Origin of the sequence: Aquisalimonas sp. (genome assembly GCF_007120195.1) — a bacterium.
In the GTDB taxonomy this organism is placed as follows: domain Bacteria; phylum Pseudomonadota; class Gammaproteobacteria; order Nitrococcales; family Aquisalimonadaceae; genus Aquisalimonas.
Genome location: NZ_SKOG01000098.1, coordinates 1 through 24,191, shown reverse-complemented (window position 1 = coordinate 24,191; position 24,191 = coordinate 1). Strand labels below are relative to the sequence as shown.

The window sequence follows — 24,191 nt, the reverse complement described above, 5'->3', positions numbered from 1 at the left end:
GACGACGCCCGCTGGAGCGCTTTCGCAAAGAAGCGCGACGCCATCGCCGCGGAACAGCAGCGTCTTGCGACGACTGTGGTGCAGCCCACGGACCTGGATCCGGAGGTCAGCCAGCGGTTGCTTGGCGGACCGCTGCGCCGGGAGCACTCCCTGGGTGCGCTGTTGCGCCGGCCGGAAGTCGACTATGCGGGCTTGCTCGCGCTAACCGGTGACGATGCAACGGTCATCGATGCGGCAGTCGCCCAGCAGATCGAGGTCCAGGCCAAGTATGCCGGGTATTTGGATCGCCAGGGTGAGGAGATCGCGCGGGCCCGGCGGTTTGAAGACCTGGTGATTCCCGATGACATCGACTTCGATGCCGTATCGGGGCTATCCAGCGAGGTCCGCCAGAAACTTGCTGACCACCGCCCGTCCACCGTGGGCCAGGCCTCGCGGATCCAGGGTGTGACGCCCGCGGCCGTCTCCCTGCTGTTGGTACACCTGCGTCGTGGCGGGCAGCCGCGATGCCAGCGCGCATGAGCGGGTCGTTCCCGCGCGCGGACGTGCACGCCGCGTTGCTCGGGGGCTTGAGTGACCTGCCAGCGGCCGACGTGCCCGTGGACGCACTTGTGGATTACCTGGCGCTGCTGCATCGCTGGAACCAGGTTTTCAATCTCTCCGCGGTGCGTGACCCGCTCGCCATGGTGACGCGGCATGTTTTGGACAGCCTGGCAGCGCTTTCCCATGTTGCTGGGCCGCGCCTGTTGGACGTGGGGTCGGGGGCGGGACTTCCCGGGATTCCCCTGGCGCTGTGCCGGCGGGATCTCGACGTGACGCTGCTGGACAGCAACGGCAAGAAGACGCGCTTTCTGCGTCAGGTCGTCGCTGAACTGCAGCTGTCGCACGTCGTGGTCGTCCAGGAGCGTGTTGAGCGGTGGCGTGGGTCGCCGGCGTTTGACACGATTATCGCGAGGGCCTACTCGCGCGTGGACCGTTTCGTCCTCGATGCCGGCAGGCTCGTTGCCGATGGCGGACAGCTCCTGGCGATGAAGGGGCGTTTCGATGCGCCGGCGGAGACGGCCGCTTTGCCCGGGGGCTGGCGCTACCGAGCGGATGCCCTCGCCGTCCCGGGTCTGGACGCAGAACGCTGTCTCGTTCGCATTCGCCGGGCGGTGGATGTTACAACCGGAGGCACCCATGGGTAGAATCATCGCCATCGCCAATCAAAAGGGCGGCGTGGGCAAGACCACGACCTGCGTCAATCTCGCCGCCGCATTGGCCATGAACCGCCAACGGGTGCTGCTGGTGGATCTCGATCCCCAGGGCAATGCCACCGTGGGCGTCGGCATTGATCGCAATGCCGTGCGGCTCAGTGGCTACCACGTTCTCATGGACGAAGTCTCCGTGCGCGAGGCGGTGCTCGAGGCGCCGAGTGGGGGCTTCGACGTGGTCCCGGGAAACAGCGATCTCACCGCGGCGGAAGTCGCACTGATGGAGGCGGAGAGCCGCGAACAGCACCTACGTCGACAGCTGGCGCGAATACGGGACGACTACGACTACATCCTGGTGGACTGCCCGCCGTCGCTGACTATCCTGACCGTGAACGCCTTGGTCGCCGCGCACGGGGTGCTCATTCCGATCCAGTGCGAATACTATGCCCTCGAGGGCCTGTCCGCGTTGTTGGACACCATCCAGCGGGTTCAGCAGCAGGCGAACCGGGAGCTGGTGATTCAGGGCTTGTTGCGAACCATGTTCGACCCGCGCAACAACCTCGCCAACCAGGTCGGGGCGCAGCTCCTGCAGCACTTCCCGCGCCAGGTCTACAGCACGTTGATCCCGCGCAACGTTCGCCTGGCGGAGGCGCCAAGCCATGGAGTGTCCGCCATACAGTACGATCGCTATTCACGTGGTTCTCTGGCCTACATGGCGCTGGCCAGCGAAATGATCCGCAAGGATATGACGGCGGCAGCGACCGCCTGAATGGATGAAGACAATGAACTCGAAGAAACGAGGACTGGGGCGCGGACTTGACGCTCTACTTGGGGGCGCCGACGAAGCGAAGCCCGACGATCACGGCTTCCTGCGGCAACTCCCGGTGGAGTGGCTTGAACGGGGTGAGCATCAGCCACGCCGGGAAATGGATCCCACGGCGCTTCAGGAGCTGGCCGATTCCATCCGTGCGCAGGGCGTTGTGCAGCCCCTTGTGGTCCGCCCCCTGGAGGCTGAGCGCTTCGAGATCATCGCCGGCGAGCGTCGTTGGCGCGCCGCCCAACTGGCAGGGCTGGCGAGTGTACCGGCCATTGTACGCGAGCTCACCGATGAGGTTGCCATGGCCGTTGCGCTCATCGAGAACATTCAGCGCGAGGATCTCAACCCCATGGAAGAGGCGGTGGCCCTGCGTCGCCTGGTCGAGGAGTTCGGCATGACCCATCAGGCGGTCTCCGAGGCAGTGGGCCGCTCCCGCGCCTCGGTCAGTAACCTGCTGCGACTTCTGGACCTCAGCCCGGAGGTCCGGGAACGCGTCCAGCGCGGCGAGCTGGAAATGGGCCACGCCCGCGCCTTGGCGGCTCTTCCCGCCACGCAACAGGCTGCAATTGCCGCGCGGGTGGCTGCGAAGGGGCTGTCGGTCCGCGCCACGGAAGCCCTGGTGCGCCGGGCCCTTGCCGGCGTGGAGGAAAACCGTTCGCGCATGCCAAGTACGGACCCGGATATCCGCAGGCTCCAGGACAACCTCGCCGACCGGCTCGGCGCTAACGTCACCATACAGCAGGGCCGTCAGGGCAAAGGCAAGCTGGTCATCCAGTACGGCAGCCTGGATCAGCTCGACGGTATCATTGAGCGCATTCGCTGAATGCCCTTGTAACAGCCCGGCCGCCGTTGACCCCCTGGGGGGGAGTCACTATACTCCGCGGCACACGAACACTGCGCCGACCGCCCAACGGGGTGGCGGATAAGTTGCTGACCAACGCATCCTGATGGCAGTGCAAACGGCTCGCGGTCCGATCACTATTTGGTTGCGTCCTGTTTTCGGGCGGGGCGGTTGCGGACCAGCGTACCGTGGACAATAAGGCCGCCGCTGGTACCGTTTTCGGCGGTCAGTGCTTGGTTGCACTGATCAGCGGCGGCGCCTGGGCCTTTGCCCAGGGGGGGCACGCCGGAATGGCGGCGCTTGCCGGGGGTTTGGTGGCGATCATCCCAGGCCTCTATCTTGCGTTGAAGGTCTTTTCCGTTCCGGCCGATGCCGAACCAAAACGGATCGTCGGAGCGTTCTACTGGGGGGAAGCAGTCAAGATAGGCCTGACAGTGGTGCTTTTCATAATTGCACTACACTTGTTTGCTACGGCCTTCGTTCCACTGATAACGACCTACATTTTGGCCATACTCGTTTACTGGCTGGCGCTGGGTATCAGTGCCGCCGAACAGCGGTGAGAGAACGATGAGCGAAAATACGGGCGGCGTCACCGGTTACATCCAGCACCATCTGACTCACTGGCAAGTGGGTGAAGGTTTCTGGGCACTGCACCTCGACAGCCTGTTCATGTCGTTCCTGCTGGGGAGTCTGTTTTGTTTCTTCTTCTGGGTCGGGGCGCACCGGGCCACAGCTGGAACCCCGGGGCCGTTGCAGAACGCCGTCGAGATGATGCTCGAGTTCATCGACGGCATCTGCAGGGACACGTTCCACGGTAAGAATCCGATCGTCGCGCCCATGGCGCTCACGCTCTTCGTGTGGATCTTTCTGTTGAACCTGATGGACTTGGTTCCCATCGACTTGGCGCCCGATACCATGGGCGCGCTCGGGTGGGAGTATTTCAAGATCCTGCCTTCGGTGAACCTGAATATTACGTTTGGCCTGTCGTTATCCGTGCTCGCACTGATCATCGGCTTCAGCTTCTACTACAAAGGTGTTGGCGGTTTCACCAAGGAACTGCTCACCCACCCGTTCGGGCCGTATTTGCTGCCGTTCAACTTGCTGCTCAACATCGTTGAGCTCCTCGCCAAGCCGATCTCCCTGTCACTGCGGTTGTTCGGCAACCTGTACGCGGCCGAGCTCATCTTCATCCTGATTGCCACGTTGACCCTTGGCTTTGGCACCGCCTGGGGCGAAATGCTCACCAGCTTCAGTGGTCTCACCCTGCTGATCGGGCAGACAATCCTTGCCGCGGTCTGGGCGATCTTCCACATCCTGGTTGTGCCCCTGCAGGCGTTCATTTTCATGATGTTGAGTGTCGTCTATCTGAGCATGGCGGCGGAGCATCATTAAACGGTTTACTGGTTCAACACCTTAACTGTCACACGACTCGGAGGTAGACTAATGGAACTCGCAAGCCTGATTGCCGACGTGCAAGGGATGACCGTCATCGCCGTTGCCATCATCTTGTCCAGCGGCGCCGTCGGCACCGCCCTGGGTTTTGCCATCATGGGTGGCAAGTTCCTCGAGAGCATTGCCCGCCAGCCCGAGCTCGCCGCCATGCTCCAGGGTAGAATGTTCCTCCTGGCTGGCCTGCTCGACGCAATCTCCATGATCGGCGTTGGTCTATCCTTGTTCTTCATCTTCGCCAATCCGTTCGTGGGTGCCATCGAGGCCGCAGCCGGCGCCTAAACAGGTTCGGCTAACCCACTGATACAGGTACTGGAGGTGATGGCATGGATATCAATGCCACGCTCTTAGGCCAGATGCTCGGCTTCGCTCTGTTCGTCTGGTTTACCATGAAGTTTGTGTGGCCCAGCCTTCAATCGGCAATGAAGGACCGCCAGGAGAGGATCAGCGATGGCCTCGCAGCCTCTGAGCGCGGTCGAAAAGAGCTGGAGCAAGCGGAGGCCCAGCAGGCCGAACTCCTCAAGGAAGCGAGGCAGCAGGCAAGCGACATTCTCGAGCAGGCCAACAAGCGCGCAAACGACATTATTTCCGAGGCACGGGAAACCGCTCGCTCCGAGGGCGAGCGCCAGCTGGCCCAGGCCAAGGCGCAGATCGAGCAGGAGATTGCTCAGGCCAAGACGGATCTTCGCGATCACGTCATAACCCTGGCCATTACCGGTGCCAGCCGTGTGCTGGAGCGCGAGGTGGACGCCAAGGCCCACAACGATCTGCTCCAGGACTTGGCCAAACAGCTCTGAGGCGAATTCGATGGCTGCCGACTTCAACACCATCGCACGACCGTATGCCCAGGCGGTTTTCAAGCTGGCGCGTGATAACGGGCAACTCGGTCACTGGTCCGACACACTCGGACTTCTCGCCGCCGTTGCCCGGGATGACCGGGTGCACCCGCTTCTGGCAAGCCCCCGGTTGTCTCCGGGAGAGGCCCAGGAGCTGATCCTGGGAATCTGCGGGGAGCACCTCGACGCCGCTGGGCGCAATCTCGTGCGTCTACTCGCCGAAAAAGGGCGGCTGATCGTTCTGCCGTTCCTAGCGGCGCAGTATGAGGTGCTCCGAGCGACCGAAGAAGGGACGTTGGACGCGACCATTGTTTCGGCCAAGCCGCTGGATGAGCAACTCCAGGCCACGCTCGAAGCGTCTCTGGGTCAACGTCTGCAGCGCAAGGTTCGCCTCATGAGCGAGATCGACGAAACCCTCATGGGTGGTGCGATCATTCGGGCTGGGGATCTGGTAATCGATGGTTCGGTGCGCGGTCGGCTGAATCGCTTGGCGGCGGCCCTGAATCGGTAAGGGGATAACTCCAATGCAACTCAAAGCTTCGGAAATCAGCGATCTCATCAAGCAGCGCATCGAGAATTTCGATGCCGTCGCCGAAGCCCGGAATGAAGGCACGGCCGTTTCGGTACAGGACGGTATCGTGCGCGTCGCGGGGCTGGCGGACGTCATGCAGGGCGAAATGCTCGAATTCCCGCAAGAGACCTACGGCATGGCGCTCAACCTCGAGCGTGATTCCGTCGGCGTTGTGGTCCTTGGGAATTACCGGCACATCTCGGAGGGTGACGCGGTCAAGTGCACTGGCCGTATCCTCCAGGTACCTGTGGGAGAAGCCCTTAAAGGGCGGGTTGTCAACCCGCTGGGTATTCCCATCGACGGCAAGGGCCCCATCGAAACGGACCGTCAGGAGCCGATCGAAAAGGTGGCACCGGGCGTGATCTCACGGCAAAGCGTGGACCAGCCAGTGCAGACGGGGCTTAAGGCGATCGACGCGATGGTTCCCATCGGCCGCGGGCAGCGCGAGCTGATCATCGGTGACCGCCAGACGGGGAAGACGGCCGTCGCCATCGACACGATCATTAACCAGAAGGGCACCGGTGTCACGTGTATCTACGTCGCCATTGGTCAGAAGAACTCCTCCATCGCCAGCGTGGTGCGCAAGCTGGAAGAGCATGGCGCCATGGAGCATACCATTATCGTCGCCGCCGCCGCTGCCGAATCCGCCGCCTTGCAGTACATCGCGCCTTATGCCGGCTGTGCCATGGGCGAGTATTTCCGCGACAATGGCGAGGACGCCTTGATTGTCTATGACGATCTCACCAAGCAGGCGTGGGCCTATCGGCAGGTCTCGCTCCTGCTGCGCCGGCCGCCCGGACGGGAAGCCTATCCGGGTGACGTCTTCTACCTTCATTCCCGGTTGCTGGAGCGCGCGGCACGGGTTAACGCCGACTTCGTGGAGAAGATCACCGACGGACGCGTGAAGGGCAGGACCGGCTCGTTGACAGCGCTGCCGATTATCGAGACCCAGGCTGGTGACGTCTCCGCCTTCGTGCCAACCAATGTTATTTCCATCACCGACGGCCAGATCTTTCTGGAGTCCGACCTCTTCAACGCGGGTGTGCGGCCGGCCATCAACGCCGGGATCTCCGTGTCCCGTGTCGGCGGTGCGGCACAGACGAAAATCATCAAGAAGTTCGGTGGCGGTATCCGGCTGGCGTTGGCGCAGTACCGGGAACTCGCGGCATTCGCGCAGTTTGCGTCCGACCTCGATGAAGCGACCCGGCAGCAGCTCGAGCGCGGGCAAGTGGTCATGGAGCTGATGAAGCAAAAGCAGTACAGCCCATTGCCGATCGCGGAAATGGCGCTGTCGCTGTACGCGGTGAACGAGGGGTATCTCGACGATCTCGAACTCAAGAAGATCGGTGCGTTCGAGTCGGCGGCACACGCCCATATGCGCGCCAACTACCCTGATCTTTGTAAGACCCTCAATGAGACCGGCGACTTCAACGACCAAATCGAAGGGCAGTTGCGTAAGCTCCTGGACGAGTTCAAGTCACAGGGTACCTGGTAAGCCAAGCGAGGTCCGCTGATGTCCGGCGCCAAAGAGATACGCACCAAGATCAAAAGCGTGCAGAACACGCAGAAGATCACGAGCGCCATGGAAATGGTCGCCGCGAGCAAGATGCGCGCCGCCCAGGCGCGCATGCAGGCGTCACGGCCCTATGCGCAGAAGATCCGCAATGTCGTCAGCCACCTGGCGCATGCACAGCCCGAGTATAGGCACCCGTTCATGGCGCAACGCGAGGTCAAACGCGTTGGCTTTATCGTCGTGACCTCGGATCGGGGGCTGTGCGGCGGGCTTAACGCCAACCTGTTCCGCAGGCTCATTCCCGAGCTTCGCAAGTGTGAGCAGCGGGATGTCGAAGTCGACCTGTGCGCCATAGGCAACAAAGGCGCACAGTTCTTGCGGCGGCTGCGTGGTAATCTGGTGGCGCAGGTCACCCACCTGGGCGACACCCCGCACATGGCCGACCTCCTGGGCTCCATCAAGGTGATGCTGGATGCATTTCGGGCTGCCGAGCTCGATCAGGTCTTGCTGGTCTACAACGAGTTCGTCAACACCATGACGCAGGAGCCGCAGGTTGAGACCGTGCTGCCGCTTCCCGCCATGGACGATCCGGTGCTCGACGAGCAGCGCTACAGTTGGGACTACATCTACGAGCCCGACGCGGCGCTGGTACTCGACCAATTGCTGGAGCGCTATGTGGAATCCGTGGTTTACCAGGCCGTGGTCGAGAACATCGCCAGCGAACAGGCCGCGCGTATGGTGGCCATGAAGTCCGCCTCGGATAATGCAGAGAATGTCATCGAGGATCTGCAGCTTGTCTACAACAAGGCGCGCCAGGCAGCTATCACCACGGAGCTGAACGAGATCGTGTCCGGTGCTGCCGCGGTGTGAGGGGCGTACCCAAGCGAATGGCCTTCGCGACAAGAGTGCCTGTGCCGTTTACAAGAATCGTACTTAGAGGAACTGGGGTATGAGCTCAGGAAAAATTGTCCAGATCATCGGCGCTGTGGTGGATATCGAATTTCCCCGTGACGCCGTCCCGAATGTCTATGATGCCCTCGCCGTGGATGACGTCGACCTGGTTCTGGAAGTCCAGCAGCAGACCGGCGACGGGGTCGTCCGCTGCATTGCCATGGGCAGCACGGACGGGCTCAAGCGCGGTCTCGGGGTATCCAACACCGGCAAAGCCATATCCGTGCCCGTGGGTCAGCAGACCCTGGGTCGCATCATGGACGTCCTGGGTCGCCCCATCGACGAGAAGGGCGAAATCGGGCACGAGGAAGAGTGGGGCATTCACCGGAACGCCCCGGTGTATGAGGAGCAGGCCGCCAGCGCCGAACTGCTCGAGACGGGCATCAAGGTCATCGATCTGATCTGTCCCTTCGCCAAGGGCGGCAAGGTCGGCCTGTTCGGTGGTGCCGGCGTTGGCAAAACCGTCAACATGATGGAGCTCATCCGCAATATCGCCATTGAGCACGCCGGTTATTCGGTGTTCGCGGGGGTCGGTGAGCGTACGCGTGAAGGCAATGACTTCTACCACGAGATGACCGAGTCCAACGTGCTGGACAAGGTCGCACTTGTCTACGGCCAAATGAACGAGCCGCCAGGCAACCGCCTGCGTGTCGCCTTGACGGGTCTGACCATGGCGGAGTATTTCCGCGATGAGGGCCGCGACGTGCTGCTGTTCATCGACAACATTTACCGCTACACCCTGGCAGGGCAGGAGGTCTCCGCGCTACTGGGCCGCATGCCCTCGGCCGTGGGCTACCAGCCGACGCTGGCAGAGGAAATGGGTGTGTTGCAGGAGCGCATCACCTCCACAAAGACGGGGTCGATCACCTCCATCCAGGCCGTGTACGTGCCAGCTGACGACCTGACGGACCCGTCGCCGGCCACCACCTTTGCCCACTTGGACGCGACAGTCGTGCTCTCTCGCGACATCGCCTCGCTTGGCATCTACCCCGCCGTGGATCCCCTGGATTCCACCAGTCGCCAGCTGGATCCTCTGGTGATCGGGGACGAGCACTACGACACCGCCCGCGCCGTGCAGGGCACCTTGCAGCGTTACAAGGAACTCAAGGATATCATTGCGATCCTGGGCATGGACGAACTCTCCGAGGAGGACAAGCTCACGGTGAATCGGGCCCGCAAGATCCAGCGCTTTTTGTCACAGCCCTTCTTCGTTGCCGAGGTGTTCACCGGCTCGCCTGGTAAGTACGTCTCCCTCAAGGAGACCATCCGCGGATTTAAGGGTATTGTGGACGGCGAGTATGACCACCTCCCCGAGCAGGCCTTCTACATGGTCGGTACAATCGAGGAAGCCGCCGAGAAGGCGAAGAGCCTGTAAACTGACTCGCATAGGGTGCCCTTATGGCCAATACCATGCATCTGGATATCGTCAGCGCGGAGGAGTCCGTGTTCACCGGGGAGGTGGCGTTCCTGGCGGCACGCGCCACCGAAGGGGAACTGGGCGTCATGCCGCGGCACGCGCCTTTGATGGCGCAGCTGAAGCCGGGCGAAGTCCGCGTGCGCATGCCCGATGGCGACGAGCAGTATTTCTATGTCTCAGGGGGGATGTTGGAAATCCAGCCGCATGTGGTGACGATCCTCGCGGATACGGCGCTTCGCGCCAAGGATATCGACGAAGCCGAAGCCCAGGAAGCCAAGCGGCGGGCCGAGGAAACAATGCGCAGCCGCAGTGCGGAAGTGGACTACGCCCGGGCGCAGACGGAGCTTGCGGCGGCGGCGGCACAGCTGCGAACGCTGCAGAACCTCCGTCGCAAACGCGGCAGCTAGTGCCATGTAACCGGCAAGCAAAAGACAACGAATGTCGGTTACAGGGCACTAGTGTCCCCCTGAAGCTCAGGCTAACTGTCCGGCTACCGATTCGCTTGAGCCGCCGCCTCCGCTTCGCGGACGCGGCGTTTTTAGTTGCAGTCTCGTTCACGGAGCCATAACGATGACGGATGCCGAACGGACTTCGCTGCATGTGATCATCTTGGCCGCGGGTCAAGGGACGCGCATGCGTTCGGCGCTCCCCAAGGTGCTACACGCCCTGGCCGGTCGCCCCTTGCTGCAGCATGTGGTGGAGACAGCGAGTCGGCTGAATCCCGCGGGCATCCACGTAGTGCATGGCCACGGCGGTGAAACCGTCCGCACCGCGCTTTCAGGCGCGAGCGTGACCTGGGTCGAGCAGAGCGAACAGCTGGGCACGGGGCACGCTGTGCAACAGGCCCTGCCGGCGATTCCGGACGAAGCCCTGGTGCTCATCCTCTACGGCGACGTGCCCCTGGTCCGTGCCGATACCATGGCGGAACTGGTGGCCGCTGTGGACGACGGGCCCGCGGTACTGACCGTCAACCTGCCCGACCCGAGCGGTTACGGTCGTATCGTGCGGGACGAGCAAGGGTTCGTAGAGCGCATCGTCGAGCACAAGGATGCGGCACCAGGGGAACTCGCGCTACACGAGACCAACACGGGCCTGCTGGCCGCCTACGCCGGCAGGCTGAGGACATGGCTGCAGCGCTGCAGCAACGACAACGCCCAGGGGGAGTACTACCTCACGGATGTAGTCGCCCTCGCTCGGGGCGACGGATGCCGAGTGAGGGCCGCGCGGGCTTCAGATCCGGCGGAGGTCGCCGGGGTCAATGACCGCGTGCAGCTCCAGGCCGCCGAGCGGGCTTACCAGCACCGCCAAGCCGAGACGCTGATGCGCGACGGGCTCGCGCTAATGGATGCCGGGCGTTTCGACCTTCGTGGCGAACTCAGTTTCGGGCGTGATTGCAGCATCGATATCGGCGTTGTCATGGAGGGCCGTGTCGTCCTGGGTGCGGACGTGCGTATCGGAGCCTATACCGTCCTCAAGGACGTCGTGATCGACGACGGCGCGCGGATTGACTGCCATTGCGTGCTCGAGCAAGCACGGGTGGGCCGCAACGCCAGGGTTGGCCCCTATGCCCGGCTTCGTCCCGGGGCCGAGCTCCAGGAAGATGCCCGCGCCGGTAACTTCGTGGAGATCAAGCAGGCGGTCATCGGGCCCGGCAGCAAGGTTAACCACCTCAGCTATATCGGCAATGCCGTACTCGGCGGTGATGTAAACGTCGGCGCCGGTACCATCACCTGCAACTATGATGGCGTCGCGAAGCACCGCACGACGATTGGCGACGGCGCCTTCATCGGTTCAGGAACACAGCTGGTGGCGCCGGTCACCGTCGCACCCGGGTCCGTACTGGGCGCCGGAACAGTGCTGACCCGCGACACCGAAGCCGATAGCCTGACGATCACCCGGGCGCCGCAGAAGAGTGTGCCTGGCTGGGCGCGCCGTCGCCGCTAGGGCGGATGCCCGTGGTTGACGTACCCCAGGTCAAACACAATGATGAAGACGCACGCTTTAGGCTGCAGAATCAACTTGCAAACGGAGTTCGCCGATGTTTACCCATGTTGTTGTTGCTGCCCATTTCGCGTCGGCGTCGTCCGGACTCTTCGAGGATCTTGAGGAACTCCGGCGGCTCGGCACGCAGGAAATCACTGTGGTGGACGTCCTGCTGTCCCACCTTTCAGATACCCAGAATGAGGCCAACCGCCGCGAAGCGCGGCGGCACCTGGAGGAAGAGAAGAGCACCCTCGCGCGGGCGGGTTTCCGCGTTAATGTGGAACTGCGCACCGGTCAACCAGCCCACGAGCTATCCACCATTGCCCGCGCCCGCGGTGCGTCGCTGATTCTTGTCGGCACGCGGGGAGAGGGTCATTTTCGCGAATTCTTCCGCGGATCCACGGTGCTGCAGCTGATCCGCAAGACCCAAACGCCGACTCTGGTCGAACCCGTGCTCGAGCCCACGCACGGTTTGACTGTTCGCGGGTTCCGCTCCGTGCTGCTGGGCACGGACTTCTCCAGTTCGTGTTTTGAAGCGGAGCGCCATGCAGCCGAGCTGGTAGCGTATTGCGAAAAGCTTGTGCTCTGCCACGTCCTCGAGGATGATGCGGTGGAGGCCCTGGGCGAAGAGGCGGCGCGCAGCGACGCCGAGCAGCGGCTGGGGGCCCTGGCCGAGCAGTTTGTCAATGAACGCGACCGCGTGGTCACCCGCATTGAACGGGGCAACCCGTCCCGCAGGCTCAACGAGGTGGCCGAAGAGGAAGGCAGTACGATGTTAATCGTGGGCAAGCGGGGTCGCAGCCCAATCCGCGAGCTGATGCTCGGCAGCACGGCGGAGAAGGTCGTGCGGCGTGCGAATCGGTCTGTCCTGTTGGTACCCCGGATGGGCCTGATCTAACAGAAGGGAGTCTGTCTAATGTGTGGAATCGTCGGTGCAGTTGCTGAAAGGGAAGTCTCGCGAATCCTGCTCGAGGGGCTGAAACGGCTTGAGTATCGCGGTTATGATTCGGCCGGCATGGCGATTCTGGACCCTGCCACGGGTATCTCCCGGCGCCGGGCCGTGGGCAAGGTGGAGGCCCTGGAGGCCGCGCTTGCCGAGGAGCCGCTGCGCGGCACCACGGGGATCGCCCATACCCGGTGGGCGACCCACGGCCGACCGACCGGTGCCAACGCCCATCCGCACATGGCACGGTCGGAGGTGGCGATCGTCCACAACGGCATCATCGAGAACTACGAAGCGTTGCGCCGGGATCTCGAGCGCCAGGGATACGCGTTCGAGTCTGAGACCGACACCGAGGTGGTGGTCAACCAGATCCATCAGCAACTCGTCGCCGGCCGGGATCTCCTGAGTGCGGTGCAGGCGACCGTGGACGGTCTCGACGGTGCATTTGCCCTCGGCGTCATCTCTGCCGCTGAGCCGGATCGGCTGGTGGCCGCCCGGCGCGGCAGTCCCCTGGTCATCGGCATCGGCATCGGTGAGAATTTCATTGCCTCGGATGTGTTTGCCCTTCTCCCGGTGACCCAGCGTTTCATTTTTCTCGAGGAAGGCGATGTCGCGGATATTCGCCGGCAGGGGCTCACCATCTACGGTGCCGACGGGCAGCCCGTCGAGCGCCCGATGCGGGTCTCCGAAGTCTCGCCGGATGCCGTCGAACGGGGCGGCTATCGGCACTTTATGCTCAAGGAGATCCACGAGCAGTCCTGGGCACTGGCGGAGACCCTGGAGGGGCGGTTGTCCCGCGATCGGGTCCTGCCGGAGATTTTCGGCCCGGACGCCCGGCCGATCTTCGATGCGGTGCGCCGCGTCCAGATTGTCGCCTGTGGCACGAGCTACCATGCGGGACTCATCGCCCGTTACTGGTTCGAGGCCCTCTCCGGGGTCCCGTGCGACGTGGAGGTGGCGAGCGAATTCCGCTATCGGCGCCACGTGGTCTCCGAAGGCACCCTGTTTGTCACCATTTCCCAGTCCGGTGAAACCGCCGATACGCTTGCCGCACTGCGCGAAGCGAAGCAGCTGGGCTATGCCGCCAGCCTTGCCATCTGCAACGTGGCCGAGAGTTCGTTGGTGCGCGAATCGGATCTTGTGCTAATGACCCGGGCCGGCCCGGAGATTGGGGTGGCCTCCACCAAGGCGTTCACCACCCAGCTGGCCGGCCTGCTGCTTCTGGTCGCCGCCCTGGGCCGGCGGCATGCGCTGGACGCCGAGGCCGAGCGGCGGCTCGTAGAAGCCCTGCACGACCTCCCCGCAGCGGTGGAGCGGGTGCTGGCGCTCGAGCCTCGTATTGCGGAGCTGGCGGAGCGCTTCATCGATAAGCGCCACAGCCTGTTTCTCGGTCGCGGTACGCACTACCCGGTCGCACTGGAGGGTGCCCTGAAGCTCAAGGAAATCTCCTATATCCACGCCGAGGCTTACCCCGCAGGCGAACTCAAGCACGGGCCGCTGGCGCTGGTGGACGCGGAGATGCCGGTGGTCGCCGTGGCGCCGAACGACGAGCTCCTGGAAAAGTTGAAGTCCAACCTGCAAGAGGTCCAGGCCCGCGGTGGGGAGTTGCTGGTTTTCGCCGATGACGCCGTGCAATTCACGGAACGCCCCGGCCTGACGGTGCTCTCCGTCCCGGGTACGGACGAGGTGGTGGCTCCACTGGTTTTCACTGTCCCGCTCCAGCTGCTGGCTTACCACGTTGCCGTCCTCAAGGGCACAGATGTGGATAAGCCCCGCAACCTCGCCAAGTCGGTGACCGTGGAATAAGCAACACATCCGACACTGCCGGGACACCCCCCAGTGCCGTGCTCGACGACGTCGCGGTCATGGCGATTGGCCGGCCACTTGGGGGCTGGCAATGCTGGGCAGCGCACCGTGGTGTGGTGACGTCCGGCGCAACCGCGCGGGGGCTCGGCACAATTCCTGGAACGCGGGTTCACCACGGCAGTCCCGGTCACCTGCCGAACCTGCTCGCACTTGCTACACTGCGTGCCCATGGACGTATCCGATATTCTCGACCCGCTCAACGACGCTCAGCGGCAAGCGGTGAGTGCCCCCCTGGGCCAGAATCTCGTGCTGGCCGGTGCCGGCAGCGGCAAGACCCGTGTGCTCGTGCACAGGGCCGCGTGGCTCGGCCGGGTTGCCAATGCGCCGCCCTTTAGCATCATGGCCGTGACCTTTACCAACAAGGCGGCGGCGGAGATGCGCGGTCGCATCGAAAGTCTGCTGGGCTACTCCGCCGCCGGCATGTGGACCGGCACGTTCCACGGACTCTCCCATCGTCTCCTGCGCCGCCACTGGCGTGAGGCCAGGCTGCCCGAGACGTTTCAGATCCTCGATGCCGAGGACCAGCGCCGTTTGGTCAAGCGGGTCATGCGGGCGCTGGAGATTGACGAGGGCCGTTTCCCCGTCCGCCAGATCCAGGGCTATATCAACGCCCGCAAGGACGATGGCCAGCGCGCCGCCGATATCGGCGAGGGCCATGACCCTTACACCGACCGCCTGGTGCGCGCGTATGCAGCCTATCAGGAGGCCTGCGAGCGCACGGGCCAGGTTGACTTTGCCGAGCTGCTGCAACGCAGCTTCGAACTGCTACGGGACAATGCCGGGCTGTTGAGGCACTATCGCGAGCAGCTCCGGCACGTGCTGGTGGACGAGTTCCAGGACACCAACGGCATCCAGTACGCTTGGCTGCGGCTGCTCGCCGGTGAGGACGCCGACCTGTTCGTCGTCGGTGATGACGATCAGTCCATCTACGGCTGGCGCGGCGCCCGCGTCGAGAATATCCGGCAGCTGGGCCGCGATTATCCCGGCATCAAGGTGATGCGCCTGGAGCAGAATTACCGCTCCAGCGGTACGATCCTCACCGCTGCCAACGCACTCATCGCCCATAACAGCGCGCGCATGGGCAAGACCCTGTGGACTGAAGGCGCCGACGGTGATGCCATCGCTGTGTACGCGGCTTTTAATGAACTCGACGAGGCCCGCTACGTGGTGGAGCGCCTGGCGAGCCTGATGGAGGAAGGGTTTGCGCGTCGGGAGATGGCCATTTTGTATCGCTCCAACGCCCAGTCCCGCGTGTTCGAGGAAGCGCTGCTGGCACGCGGGCTGCCCTACCGGGTCTACGGTGGGCCGCGCTTCTTTGAGCGGGCGGAGATCAAGGATGCGCTGGCCTACCTGCGCCTGATCGACAACCGCGATGATGATCCGTCGTTCGAGCGCGTGGTCAACACGCCCGCCCGGGGCATTGGTAACAAGACCGTGGATACCTTGCGGGAGCAGGCCCGGAGGCGTGGTGTGAGCCTGTGGTCCGCCGCGCAGGCCGCCATTGCCGATCGCAGCCTACCGGCGCGGGCCGCGGCGGCGATGGCCCGGTTTCTGGCGCTCGTCGAGGCGCTGGCGGAGGAAGCGAGCGAGCAGCCCCTCGCGGAGCGCATCGACGTGGTGATACGCGGTTCCAGCCTGCGCGAACTCTTCCGCAAGGAAGGCGGTGAACGCGGCGAATCCCGCCTCGAGAACCTCGCCGAACTCGTCACCGCCGCGCGCCACTTTGAGCAGGAATGGGCCGATGACGAGGCCACGGACGTGCTCACCGCGTTTCTCTCCCATGCGGCCCTGGAGTCCGGCGAGGGCCAGGCAGACGCCTGGGAGGACTGTGTTCAGCTCATGACCTTGCATGCCGCCAAGGGCCTTGAGTACCCCGTGGTGTTTCTGACCGGGCTCGAGGAAGGGCTTTTTCCGCACCGGATGTCGGCAGACCACGCCGACCGGCTCGAGGAGGAACGTCGCCTGTGCTACGTCGGCCTCACGCGCGCCCGTCAGCACGCCGTGCTCACCTGGGCGGAGAAACGTCGCCTGCACGGCAAGGAACACTTCGGTGCGCCGTCGCGGTTTCTCAACGAACTTCCGGCGGACTGCCTCCAGCACGTGCGCCCGCGAATGACGGTCAGCCGCCCCCAGATGGCGGTGCGCTCCGGGCTGGAAGGCACCGACGCCAGCCAGGCGCCCGCATTCCGCCTGGGTCAGCGCGTGCGCCATCCCAAGTTCGGTGACGGAATCGTGCTGCAGTACGAGGGTCAGGGGCCGAGTGCCCGGGTGCAGGTGAATTTCAGCGACGCCGGCACCAAGTGGCTGGTGGCGGCGTACGCGAAGCTCGGCGGCCTTTAGCCGCCGTGCAATCCACTGCTTACAAATCCAACAGAATCTCGCGTTCTCGGGCGGAGGGCTCGAAGCCGCGATCCTCGTAGTGATCGAATATGGCGTCTACCACGGCTTTGGGTTCCTCCACCACATGGAAAAGCCCCATGTCCTCGGCATTGATGGTGCCCTCGCCCACTAGCGTATCGCGGAACCAGCTGATCAGTCCGCGCCAGAATGGCTCGTGCACCAGAATGATGGGAATGCGCCGGGTTTTGCCCGTTTGTACCAAGGTGAGGATCTCGGCTAGCTCGTCCAGGGTGCCGAAGCCCCCGGGCAGCACGACATAGGCCGAAGCGTACTTGACGAACATCACCTTGCGCGAAAAGAAATGCCGGAAGTTCAGGCTGATGTCCTGGTAGGGGTTGCCCCCTTGCTCCATGGGCAGCTGAATGTTCAGTCCGATGCTCGGCGCCTTACCCTGGTAAGCGCCCTTGTTGGCCGCTTCCATGATTCCAGGTCCACCGCCGCTGACCACGGAGAAACCGGCCTCGGAGAGCTGTCGGGACGTCTCCTCCGCCAAAGCGTACCAGGGATGATTTGGGGGTGTGCGTGCCGAGCCGAATACACTGACCGACGGTTTGATCTGCGCCAGGCGTTCGAACCCCTCCACGAATTCCGCCATAACCTGGAAGATTTTCCAGGACTCTCGGGTCATGAGCGAGTCGTTGATGGGTGCGCGCCCTGTGAACTTATCAGGTGTGATCATGATTTACTGGTGGCTCCCGGCCGTTGTGCGCAGATTAAAGTGCGCGGGCGTGATGACGACAACCGTGAGCCGTGCACGGCTCCGATTATCCCTCCATTATGTAACATGGAACACGGTGGTGGCATCCGGCTCGGTTCCACGGCAGCCGCCCTTCGTACAAGAGCAAACCAATTTAACAGGAGGTGATATGCGAGCCATGCAACAGCTGCTCCTTGCAGTGCTGGTTGTGGCACTGCCCGCTGGGGCACATGCCGGGCTTACTGGGGTGGGCGTTGGTGCGGGTATCTGGAACCATGATCCCCGTGGCCACGTTGCGAGCGAAGGCGATCGCGCCGATGTGGAAGACGCCTTGCAAATCGGATCCGAGCGTGGGTTTTTCGTCTGGGCGGATCTGCGCCACGCCGTGCCGGTGCTGCCGCGTCTAAAATTTCAGTACACGCCCCTGCGCCTGACCGGCAGCGGCACGGCGAGTCGCAATTTCCGCTTCGCGGGCGTTACTTTCGACGGCGAGACGAACGTGGGCTCGGAAATCGAGCTGGATCAGACGGACATGATCCTGTATTGGTCGCCCTGGCGCCTGCTTGCGGACATCGACGTTGGAGTCAACGTCAAGTACCTCGACGGCTTGGTGGAGGTCGAGGATCGCGACAGCGGCGATCGCGCGCGTGTGTCGTTCAGCGGCCCACTGCCCATGCTCTACGGGCGCACCGAAGTCCGGTTTCCGGGAACCGGCTTCTTTGGCGGCGGCGAGGGCAGCCTGCTCGCCTATGACGGTCACCGCATCCTGGACCTGACCCTGCGCCTGGGCTACCGCGCCGGGTATGGCGTCGGTTCCCTGGCATTGGAAGGCGGCTGGAAACACCAGAGCATTCGACTCGACGACTTTGACGACCTGGACGCGGACATGACCGTCGAGGGGCCGTACTTGGGCGTCGCCGCCCGCTTTTGAACGGACGAGACTGTATGGCAGAGCGCAGCCCGAGTCAGCCCCTGGTACTCGTGGATGGGTCCTCGTACCTGTATCGTGCGTTCCACGCCTTGCCACCATTGACGACCTCCGACGGTGAGCCCACGGGGGCCGTCTACGGGGTGGTCAGCATGCTGCGCAAGCTGCTCGACGACTACGACCCAAGCCATATCGCGGTGGTCTTCGATGCTCCCGGGCGCACCTTCCGGGACGACCTCTTCGAGGCATACAAGGCCAACCGCCCCAGCATGCCGGATGACCTGCGCCCGCAGGTGGATCCGCTCAAGCGCATCGTCCGGGCCCTGGGGTTGCCGCTGGTCGAGATTGGCGGGGTTGAGGCGGACGATGTCATCGGTACCCTGGCCCGCCAAGCCGAGGCCGACGGCTGGGATGTGGTGATCTCCACGGGTGACAAGGACATGGCGCAGCTGGTGAGCGACCGCATCACCTTGCTCAACACGATGAGCGGCACCAACCTGGATGCGCCCGGGGTGCGCGAGAAATTCGGCGTATCACCGGAGCGCATCATCGATTACCTGGCGCTCGTGGGCGATACTTCCGATAACATCCCCGGAGTCCCCAAAGTCGGTCCGAAGACGGCGGCGAAATGGCTGCAGGCCTACGGCGATCTCGACGGCGTCGTGGCCCATGCCGAGCAGATCAAGGGCAAGGTCGGCGAAAGCCTGCGCGAGCACCTGGACGAGCTGCCCCTGGCCAAGGAGCTGGCGACCATCCGCTGCGACCTGGATCTGGACCGCTCGCCGGTGGAGTTGACCCGGGGCGAGCCGGACATTGCCACGCTACGCGAGCTCTACCGCCTACATGAGTTCTCCGGCTTGCTCTCCAAGCTCGGCGCCGACCGCGCCGGCGAGAGCGATCGCGCGGAGCCGATGGGGCAGTACAGCATGGTGACCGAGCAGGCGGAGCTCGACGCCTGGCTTGCGCGGCTGCAGGAGGCGCCGCTCTTTGCGTTTGACCTGGAGACGAACAGCCTGGACTACATGCGCGCCCGCATTGTGGGGCTCTCCTTCGCCGTCGCGGCGGATGAGGCGATCTACGTACCCGTGGCCCACGACGGCCCCGGCGCCGGCGATCAGCTCGACCGCGAGCACGTCCTCGGCGCCCTGCGGGCGTTGCTGGAAAATCCCCAACGAGCCAAGCTCGGCCAGAATCTCAAGTACGACATGAGTGTGCTGGCCAACCACGGGATTCACCTGCAGGGCATTCGCCACGACACCATGCTGCAGTCCTATGTGCTCGATAGCACCGCCACCCGGCATGATATGGATTCCCTGGCCCTGAAATACCTCGGCCGCGGGACCATCAAGTACGAGGACGTGGCTGGCAAGGGCGCGAAACAGCTCACCTTCAACCAGGTGGACCTTGAGCAGGCCACCGCGTATGCCTGTGAGGACGCGGACATCACCCTGCAGCTCCATGCGGTGCTCTGGCCCCGAGTCCAGGCCATCCCGTCGCTACGGAGTGTGTACGAAGACATCGAGATCCCCTTGCTGCCGGTGCTCTCGCGCATGGAGCGCCACGGCGTGCTGGTGGATCGGGATTTGCTGCGGGTGCAAAGCGGCGAACTCGCCGAGGCCATGCGCGAATTGGAACAGGCCGCTCACGAGGCGGCCGGTGGGGCGTTCAATCTGGGCTCGCCCAAGCAGATCCAGGAAATTCTCTACGAGCGTCAGGGTTTGCCCGTGCTGCAGAGAACACCCAAAGGCCAGCCGTCCACCGCCGAGTCCGTGCTGCAGGAACTGGCTGCAGACTACGAACTCCCGCGGCTCATCATTGAGCATCGCGGACTGTCCAAGCTCAAGTCCACGTATACCGACAAGCTGCCGCAGATGGTCAACCCCGACACCGCTCGGGTGCACACCTCGTATCACCAGGCGGTGACTGCGACCGGGCGGTTGTCCTCCAGCGATCCCAACCTGCAGAACATCCCCGTGCGTACTCCGGAGGGCCGGCGGATACGCAAGGCGTTTATTGCCACGACAGGCTACCGCCTCATGGCCGCCGACTACTCCCAGGTGGAACTGCGCATCATGGCCCATCTGTCGGGTGATCGCACCTTGCGACGGGCCTTCGAGGAGCGCCAGGACATCCACCGCGCCACCGCCGCCGAGGTCTTCGGTGCCGCGCCGGATCAGGTCACCGACGAGCAGCGCCGCGCCGCCAAGGCCATTAACTTCGGCCTCATCTACGGCATGTCCGCCTGGGGCCTTGCGCGGCAGATCGGCGTCGAGCGGGGCGAGGCGCAGCGGTACGTGGATCTCTACTTCGACCGCTTCCAGGGTGTTAAGGCGTACATGGACCGCACCCGCACGCAGGCGCACGCGCAGGGCTATGTGGAGACGGTCTTCGGCCGGCGGCTCTACCTGCCGGAGATCAACTCCAGCAACCAGCAGCGTCGCCAGTACGCCGAACGCACCGCGATCAACGCCCCCATGCAGGGGAGCGCCGCGGACATCATCAAGCGCGCCATGATCCGGGTGGACCAATGGTTGCAGGACGATGAGCCGGATGTGCTGATGGTCATGCAGGTCCATGACGAGCTGGTCTTCGAGGTGCCGGAGCACGAAGCGGAAGCCGTCGGCGGGCGCATCAGGCAACTCATGATGGGGGCTGCGACACTGGCGGTGCCGCTGGAGGTGGATATCGGGGTGGGGAACAACTGGGACGAGGCGCATTGAAGGGGGCAGTGCCAGCGGTTAAGTGCTACGTTGTCAGTGCGGTACCGGAATGCTCGGCGACCGACAGCGACTGCGCCGGCGGGGTGTAAAAAAGAAAAGGCCCCGGCTCTCGGGGGGAAAGACCGGGGCCAACGAGCGACCCTGGGGTGGGTCGCGTAAGCCCGCTCAACATACAGGGGGGGAGAGCGGGCAGCGCCGGGCACTGGCGCACTGATTCAGACCGTGCGCGTACACTGAAGTTCCCGTTACGCTCGAAAGTTCGACCACCGCAGAAGCGCGTATTGGTCCGTGCAGAACGGGGAGCCGCAGTGCGCCTACCCGTCGGCGGACCTCTGGAACCACGCATCCAGCACCGCCCGGGCGTCCTCCACGCCCGTGTGCCGGGTGGCCGAGAACAGCTGCGTGGTGGCCGCAGGAAACTCCGCGTCCAGCGCCAGGCGCACGCCGTGCAGCGCGTCTGCGGCCGCACCCCGTCTCAGCTTGTCGGCCTTGTTGAGGAGAATATGGACCGGTAGACCCGCGTGATGGCACCAGGCGAGCATCTGGCGGTCGAAATCCCTCAGTGGGTGGCGAATATCGACGATCAGCATCAGGCCGCGCAATGCCTGCCGGTGGGCGAAATAGGCGGGCAGGACACGGTCCCAGTGCGCCTTGATGGCCACTGGTACCTTGGCGTAGCCGTAACCGGGGAGATCGATCAGCGCGCGCAAATCGTCCAGACGGAAGACATTGATCAGTTGCGTGCGCCCCGGAGTCTTACTGGTACGCGCCAGGCCCTTCTGGCCGGTGATTGCGTTGAGGGCACTGGACTTGCCCGCGTTCGAACGGCCGGCAAACGCGACTTCGATGCCGGTGTCCGGGGGCAGTTGAGTGAGTTGATTTGCGCTTTTGAAGAACGCGGCCTGGGTATAGCGGCTTGCCATGACGATGAGGCCTCTGTCGGCGTGTCCCGGTCGCGCGTATGCTACAGCGCGCGACGTCGGGCTTAAATTGACCGATGCCGGGGTGGCTGGTATAACAACCCATCAATTTGTCCTCAGCGTGGGGTGCCGCTTCCAGTTGGGATTGATCGCTTGCACGGCACGGGAAGGCCGGCACCAGACGCGTGTGTTCAGAGCTTCCGCTTCGCCAGGAGTACGCATCAATGAGCAACTGGATCAAGGTTGTCATCGCCGCTGCGGCGCTGCTCGCCACCCCGTTCCTGCAGGCGGGCGACATCTCCCGCGGGGAAGATCTGTCCGAGCCTTGTGCTGCATGTCACGGCGCCGACGGCAACAGTACGAACCCGGAGTGGCCGAATATCGCCGGGCAGGGCGAGCGCTACCTGTACGAGCAGCTGCGTGCCTACCAGACCGGCGACCGGGACAACGCGGTCATGGCCGGGCAGGTGGAAGATCTCGACGATCAGGACATGCGTGACCTCGCTGCCTACTACGCCTCGCTGGAGCCCGGTGTCGCTGGCGGTGTTGACCCCGACCTCAAGGACGCCGGGGAATCCATCTATCGGGGCGGTATTCCGGACAAGGGTGTGGCGGCTTGCACCGCCTGTCACGGACCGGCAGGTGGAGGCATGCCGGGCGCCGGCTATCCGCAGGTGGGTGGTCAGCATGCGCAGTACACCGCCGAGCAGCTGAGGAAATATCGGGCTGGCGAGCGCGACACGGACCGTAACCGCATGATGCGTGATGTCGCCGAGCGTCTCTCGGACGAGGAGATCCAGGCCGTTTCATCTTACATTTCGGGCCTTCACAAGCGCTCGGATTGACGACGACCCCGTGTGGCATCCTCCGCCACCGGGGGCAGCGATATCAAGCCTGCCGGCGCCCCCGCCGGCAGGCACAATGGCGCCTTTGTGATAGCCACCATGATCGTCGTGGCCAACCTGGTGTCCTGTAACCGAAATCCCGAGACCTGGCGGCGGCGGGGCCTGCGCACCGCAGTGGTCCTGGACGATTCCATACAAGGACATTCCCCTGAGGTTCGCGTGCTTCGCCGCGGCCACCATCGTGGGTGCGCTTTAGGCCGCCGAGAGCCTGGGGCGGGACGCCCATGGCGCGGTGGGCCGTTGCCGGCTTGTTGGTGGTGACGTTCACGTCCCTGGGTGTCAATATATTCCTCAGCGGTCTCCATTGGCACGGCGAGTTCTGAGGCGGGTTCGGAACAGTGGCCCGGATTCGCGGTCCGAACTGTGGACGGCCTTCTGCCGGGGGCGGGCTTCTACCGGCGGCATGCCGAAAAAAATACAGGAGGCAATCCGATGTCCAGATTACGTAGCTTTTTGGCCGCATTGTTACTCGCGCCCGCCGTGGCCCTTGGTCAGTCGTTTCAGGCCGGCCAGGACTATCAGGTTCTCGATGAGCCCCAGGCGACAGAGGTGGAGGATCGGGTCGAGGTCCGGGAGTTCTTCTCTTACGCCTGCCCGCACTGCCACACCTTCAAGCCGCTCATCCAATCACTCATGGATGATCTCGGGGACAAGGCACAACTCGTGCACACCCCGGTGGTGTTCGCTCAGGGCTGGGAGCCACTGGCCAAGGCCTATTTCACCGCCGAGTCCCTGGGTGCGGTATCTGACACCCATGGCGCATTGTTCCACGCCGTGCACATCGACAACCGCCAACTTGGCAATGCCGATGCCATTGCCGAGGTCATGGCGGAGCAAGGTATTGCCGAGGAAGACTTCCATGACGCCTGGAACTCATTCAGCGTTGATGCCGATATGCGCCGCGGCGAACGGATTGCCCGTGCCTATGGCGTGCGCAGCACACCAACGGTGGCTGTGGCCGGTCGATATGTGGTCGATGTTCGGGCTGCGGGTGGACAAGAGCGGATGGTCGAGATCATCCGTTTTCTGGTGGAGAAGGAATACGAAGACGCACAGTGACCGAGCAACGCGTGATGGAGCAACTCGCTGCAACGTTGCCACAGGATACGTCTCCGGCTGCACACAGGGACCCGGCCAGGTTGCGGTTGCTCACCTATAATGTCCAGGCCGGCATCCAGAGCAGCCATTACGCCCACTATTTGACGCGGAGCTGGCAACACCTCTTCCCCCACGCGGATCGACCG

The 24,191-nt window shown here is 63.7% G+C and carries 22 protein-coding genes and 2 pseudogenes; 22 read left to right on the top strand and 2 right to left on the bottom strand.

Annotated features, from left to right (window positions below; genetic code table 11):
* The 17 genes and pseudogenes from gidA to uvrD form a co-directional block, all read left to right on the top strand.
* A pseudogene (gene gidA / locus QZT63_RS07740) lies at positions 1-519 on the top strand (tRNA uridine-5-carboxymethylaminomethyl(34) synthesis enzyme MnmG); the annotation flags it as partial.
* Complete coding sequence (gene rsmG, locus QZT63_RS07735; protein ID WP_290650033.1) at positions 516-1,184, top strand: 16S rRNA (guanine(527)-N(7))-methyltransferase RsmG; 669 nt, start codon at positions 516-518, stop codon at positions 1,182-1,184. The pseudogene gidA and the gene rsmG, both read left to right, overlap by 4 nt.
* Complete coding sequence (locus QZT63_RS07730; protein ID WP_290650031.1) at positions 1,177-1,959, top strand: AAA family ATPase; 783 nt, start codon at positions 1,177-1,179, stop codon at positions 1,957-1,959. The genes rsmG and QZT63_RS07730 overlap by 8 nt, the downstream gene beginning before the upstream one ends.
* Before the next feature lie 13 nt (positions 1,960-1,972).
* The gene (locus QZT63_RS07725) at positions 1,973-2,830 is read left to right on the top strand and encodes a ParB/RepB/Spo0J family partition protein (RefSeq protein WP_290650029.1); all 858 of its coding nucleotides are present in this window, start codon (positions 1,973-1,975) and stop codon (positions 2,828-2,830) included.
* A 206-nt stretch (positions 2,831-3,036) separates the two neighbouring features.
* Positions 3,037-3,408 carry an ATP synthase subunit I gene (locus QZT63_RS07720; RefSeq protein WP_290650027.1) on the top strand — a complete coding sequence of 124 codons (372 nt, stop codon included), beginning with the start codon at positions 3,037-3,039 and terminating at the stop codon, positions 3,406-3,408.
* 7 nt (positions 3,409-3,415) lie between these two features.
* Positions 3,416-4,240: a F0F1 ATP synthase subunit A gene (gene atpB / locus QZT63_RS07715; protein ID WP_290650025.1), complete on the top strand. Its 825-nt coding sequence runs from the start codon at positions 3,416-3,418 to the stop codon at positions 4,238-4,240.
* Positions 4,241-4,291: 51 nt separating this feature from the next.
* Positions 4,292-4,579: a F0F1 ATP synthase subunit C gene (gene atpE / locus QZT63_RS07710; protein WP_290650023.1), complete on the top strand. Its 288-nt coding sequence runs from the start codon at positions 4,292-4,294 to the stop codon at positions 4,577-4,579.
* A gap of 44 nt (positions 4,580-4,623) precedes the next feature.
* Entirely contained in the window at positions 4,624-5,094 is a 471-nt protein-coding gene (locus QZT63_RS07705; protein ID WP_290650021.1) for a F0F1 ATP synthase subunit B, read from the top strand.
* A 10-nt stretch (positions 5,095-5,104) separates the two neighbouring features.
* Positions 5,105-5,644: a F0F1 ATP synthase subunit delta gene (locus QZT63_RS07700; protein ID WP_290650019.1), complete on the top strand. Its 540-nt coding sequence runs from the start codon at positions 5,105-5,107 to the stop codon at positions 5,642-5,644.
* A gap of 13 nt (positions 5,645-5,657) precedes the next feature.
* Positions 5,658-7,199, top strand: coding sequence for a F0F1 ATP synthase subunit alpha (gene atpA, locus QZT63_RS07695; protein ID WP_290650017.1), 1,542 nt, complete (start codon positions 5,658-5,660; stop codon positions 7,197-7,199).
* 18 nt (positions 7,200-7,217) lie between these two features.
* Entirely contained in the window at positions 7,218-8,087 is an 870-nt protein-coding gene (gene atpG / locus QZT63_RS07690) for a F0F1 ATP synthase subunit gamma (protein WP_290650015.1), read from the top strand.
* Between the two features lie 79 nt (positions 8,088-8,166).
* Entirely contained in the window at positions 8,167-9,543 is a 1,377-nt protein-coding gene (gene atpD / locus QZT63_RS07685; protein WP_290650013.1) for a F0F1 ATP synthase subunit beta, read from the top strand.
* 23 nt (positions 9,544-9,566) lie between these two features.
* Positions 9,567-9,992 (top strand): F0F1 ATP synthase subunit epsilon, encoded by a 426-nt coding sequence (locus QZT63_RS07680; RefSeq protein ID WP_290650011.1) that lies wholly within the window; start codon positions 9,567-9,569, stop codon positions 9,990-9,992.
* 163 nt (positions 9,993-10,155) lie between these two features.
* Positions 10,156-11,529: a bifunctional UDP-N-acetylglucosamine diphosphorylase/glucosamine-1-phosphate N-acetyltransferase GlmU gene (gene glmU / locus QZT63_RS07675; protein ID WP_290650009.1), complete on the top strand. Its 1,374-nt coding sequence runs from the start codon at positions 10,156-10,158 to the stop codon at positions 11,527-11,529.
* Between the two features lie 94 nt (positions 11,530-11,623).
* Positions 11,624-12,466: a universal stress protein gene (locus QZT63_RS07670; RefSeq protein WP_290650007.1), complete on the top strand. Its 843-nt coding sequence runs from the start codon at positions 11,624-11,626 to the stop codon at positions 12,464-12,466.
* An 18-nt stretch (positions 12,467-12,484) separates the two neighbouring features.
* The gene (gene glmS, locus QZT63_RS07665) at positions 12,485-14,317 is read left to right on the top strand and encodes a glutamine--fructose-6-phosphate transaminase (isomerizing) (RefSeq protein WP_290650005.1); all 1,833 of its coding nucleotides are present in this window, start codon (positions 12,485-12,487) and stop codon (positions 14,315-14,317) included.
* Between the two features lie 228 nt (positions 14,318-14,545).
* The gene (uvrD, locus tag QZT63_RS07660; protein ID WP_290650003.1) at positions 14,546-16,717 is read left to right on the top strand and encodes a DNA helicase II; all 2,172 of its coding nucleotides are present in this window, start codon (positions 14,546-14,548) and stop codon (positions 16,715-16,717) included.
* A gap of 19 nt (positions 16,718-16,736) precedes the next feature.
* On the opposite strand, the gene QZT63_RS07655 is transcribed toward uvrD, so the two are convergent.
* Positions 16,737-17,456 carry a TIGR00730 family Rossman fold protein gene (locus QZT63_RS07655; RefSeq protein WP_290650001.1) on the bottom strand — a complete coding sequence of 240 codons (720 nt, stop codon included), beginning with the start codon at positions 17,454-17,456 and terminating at the stop codon, positions 16,737-16,739.
* Between the two features lie 196 nt (positions 17,457-17,652).
* Here QZT63_RS07655 and QZT63_RS07650 point away from each other — a divergent pair, with 196 nt between their 5' ends.
* Both QZT63_RS07650 and polA read left to right on the top strand, forming a co-directional pair.
* Positions 17,653-18,405: a TIGR04219 family outer membrane beta-barrel protein gene (locus QZT63_RS07650; RefSeq protein WP_290649999.1), complete on the top strand. Its 753-nt coding sequence runs from the start codon at positions 17,653-17,655 to the stop codon at positions 18,403-18,405.
* Positions 18,406-18,419: 14 nt separating this feature from the next.
* Complete coding sequence (gene polA, locus QZT63_RS07645) at positions 18,420-21,122, top strand: DNA polymerase I (RefSeq protein WP_290649998.1); 2,703 nt, start codon at positions 18,420-18,422, stop codon at positions 21,120-21,122.
* A 314-nt stretch (positions 21,123-21,436) separates the two neighbouring features.
* On the opposite strand, the gene yihA is transcribed toward polA, so the two are convergent.
* Positions 21,437-22,045 (bottom strand): ribosome biogenesis GTP-binding protein YihA/YsxC, encoded by a 609-nt coding sequence (gene yihA / locus QZT63_RS07640; RefSeq protein ID WP_290649996.1) that lies wholly within the window; start codon positions 22,043-22,045, stop codon positions 21,437-21,439.
* A gap of 221 nt (positions 22,046-22,266) precedes the next feature.
* Between yihA and QZT63_RS07635 the strand changes: the two genes are divergently transcribed.
* The 3 genes and pseudogenes from QZT63_RS07635 to QZT63_RS07625 all read left to right on the top strand — a co-directional run.
* The gene (locus QZT63_RS07635) at positions 22,267-22,887 is read left to right on the top strand and encodes a c-type cytochrome (RefSeq protein WP_290649994.1); all 621 of its coding nucleotides are present in this window, start codon (positions 22,267-22,269) and stop codon (positions 22,885-22,887) included.
* Positions 22,888-23,379: 492 nt separating this feature from the next.
* Positions 23,380-24,006, top strand: a complete 627-nt coding sequence (locus tag QZT63_RS07630) for a thiol:disulfide interchange protein DsbA/DsbL (RefSeq protein WP_290649992.1) — start codon at positions 23,380-23,382, stop codon at positions 24,004-24,006.
* Positions 24,003-24,191 (top strand): annotated as a pseudogene (locus QZT63_RS07625) (hypothetical protein); the annotation flags it as partial. The gene QZT63_RS07630 and the pseudogene QZT63_RS07625, both read left to right, overlap by 4 nt.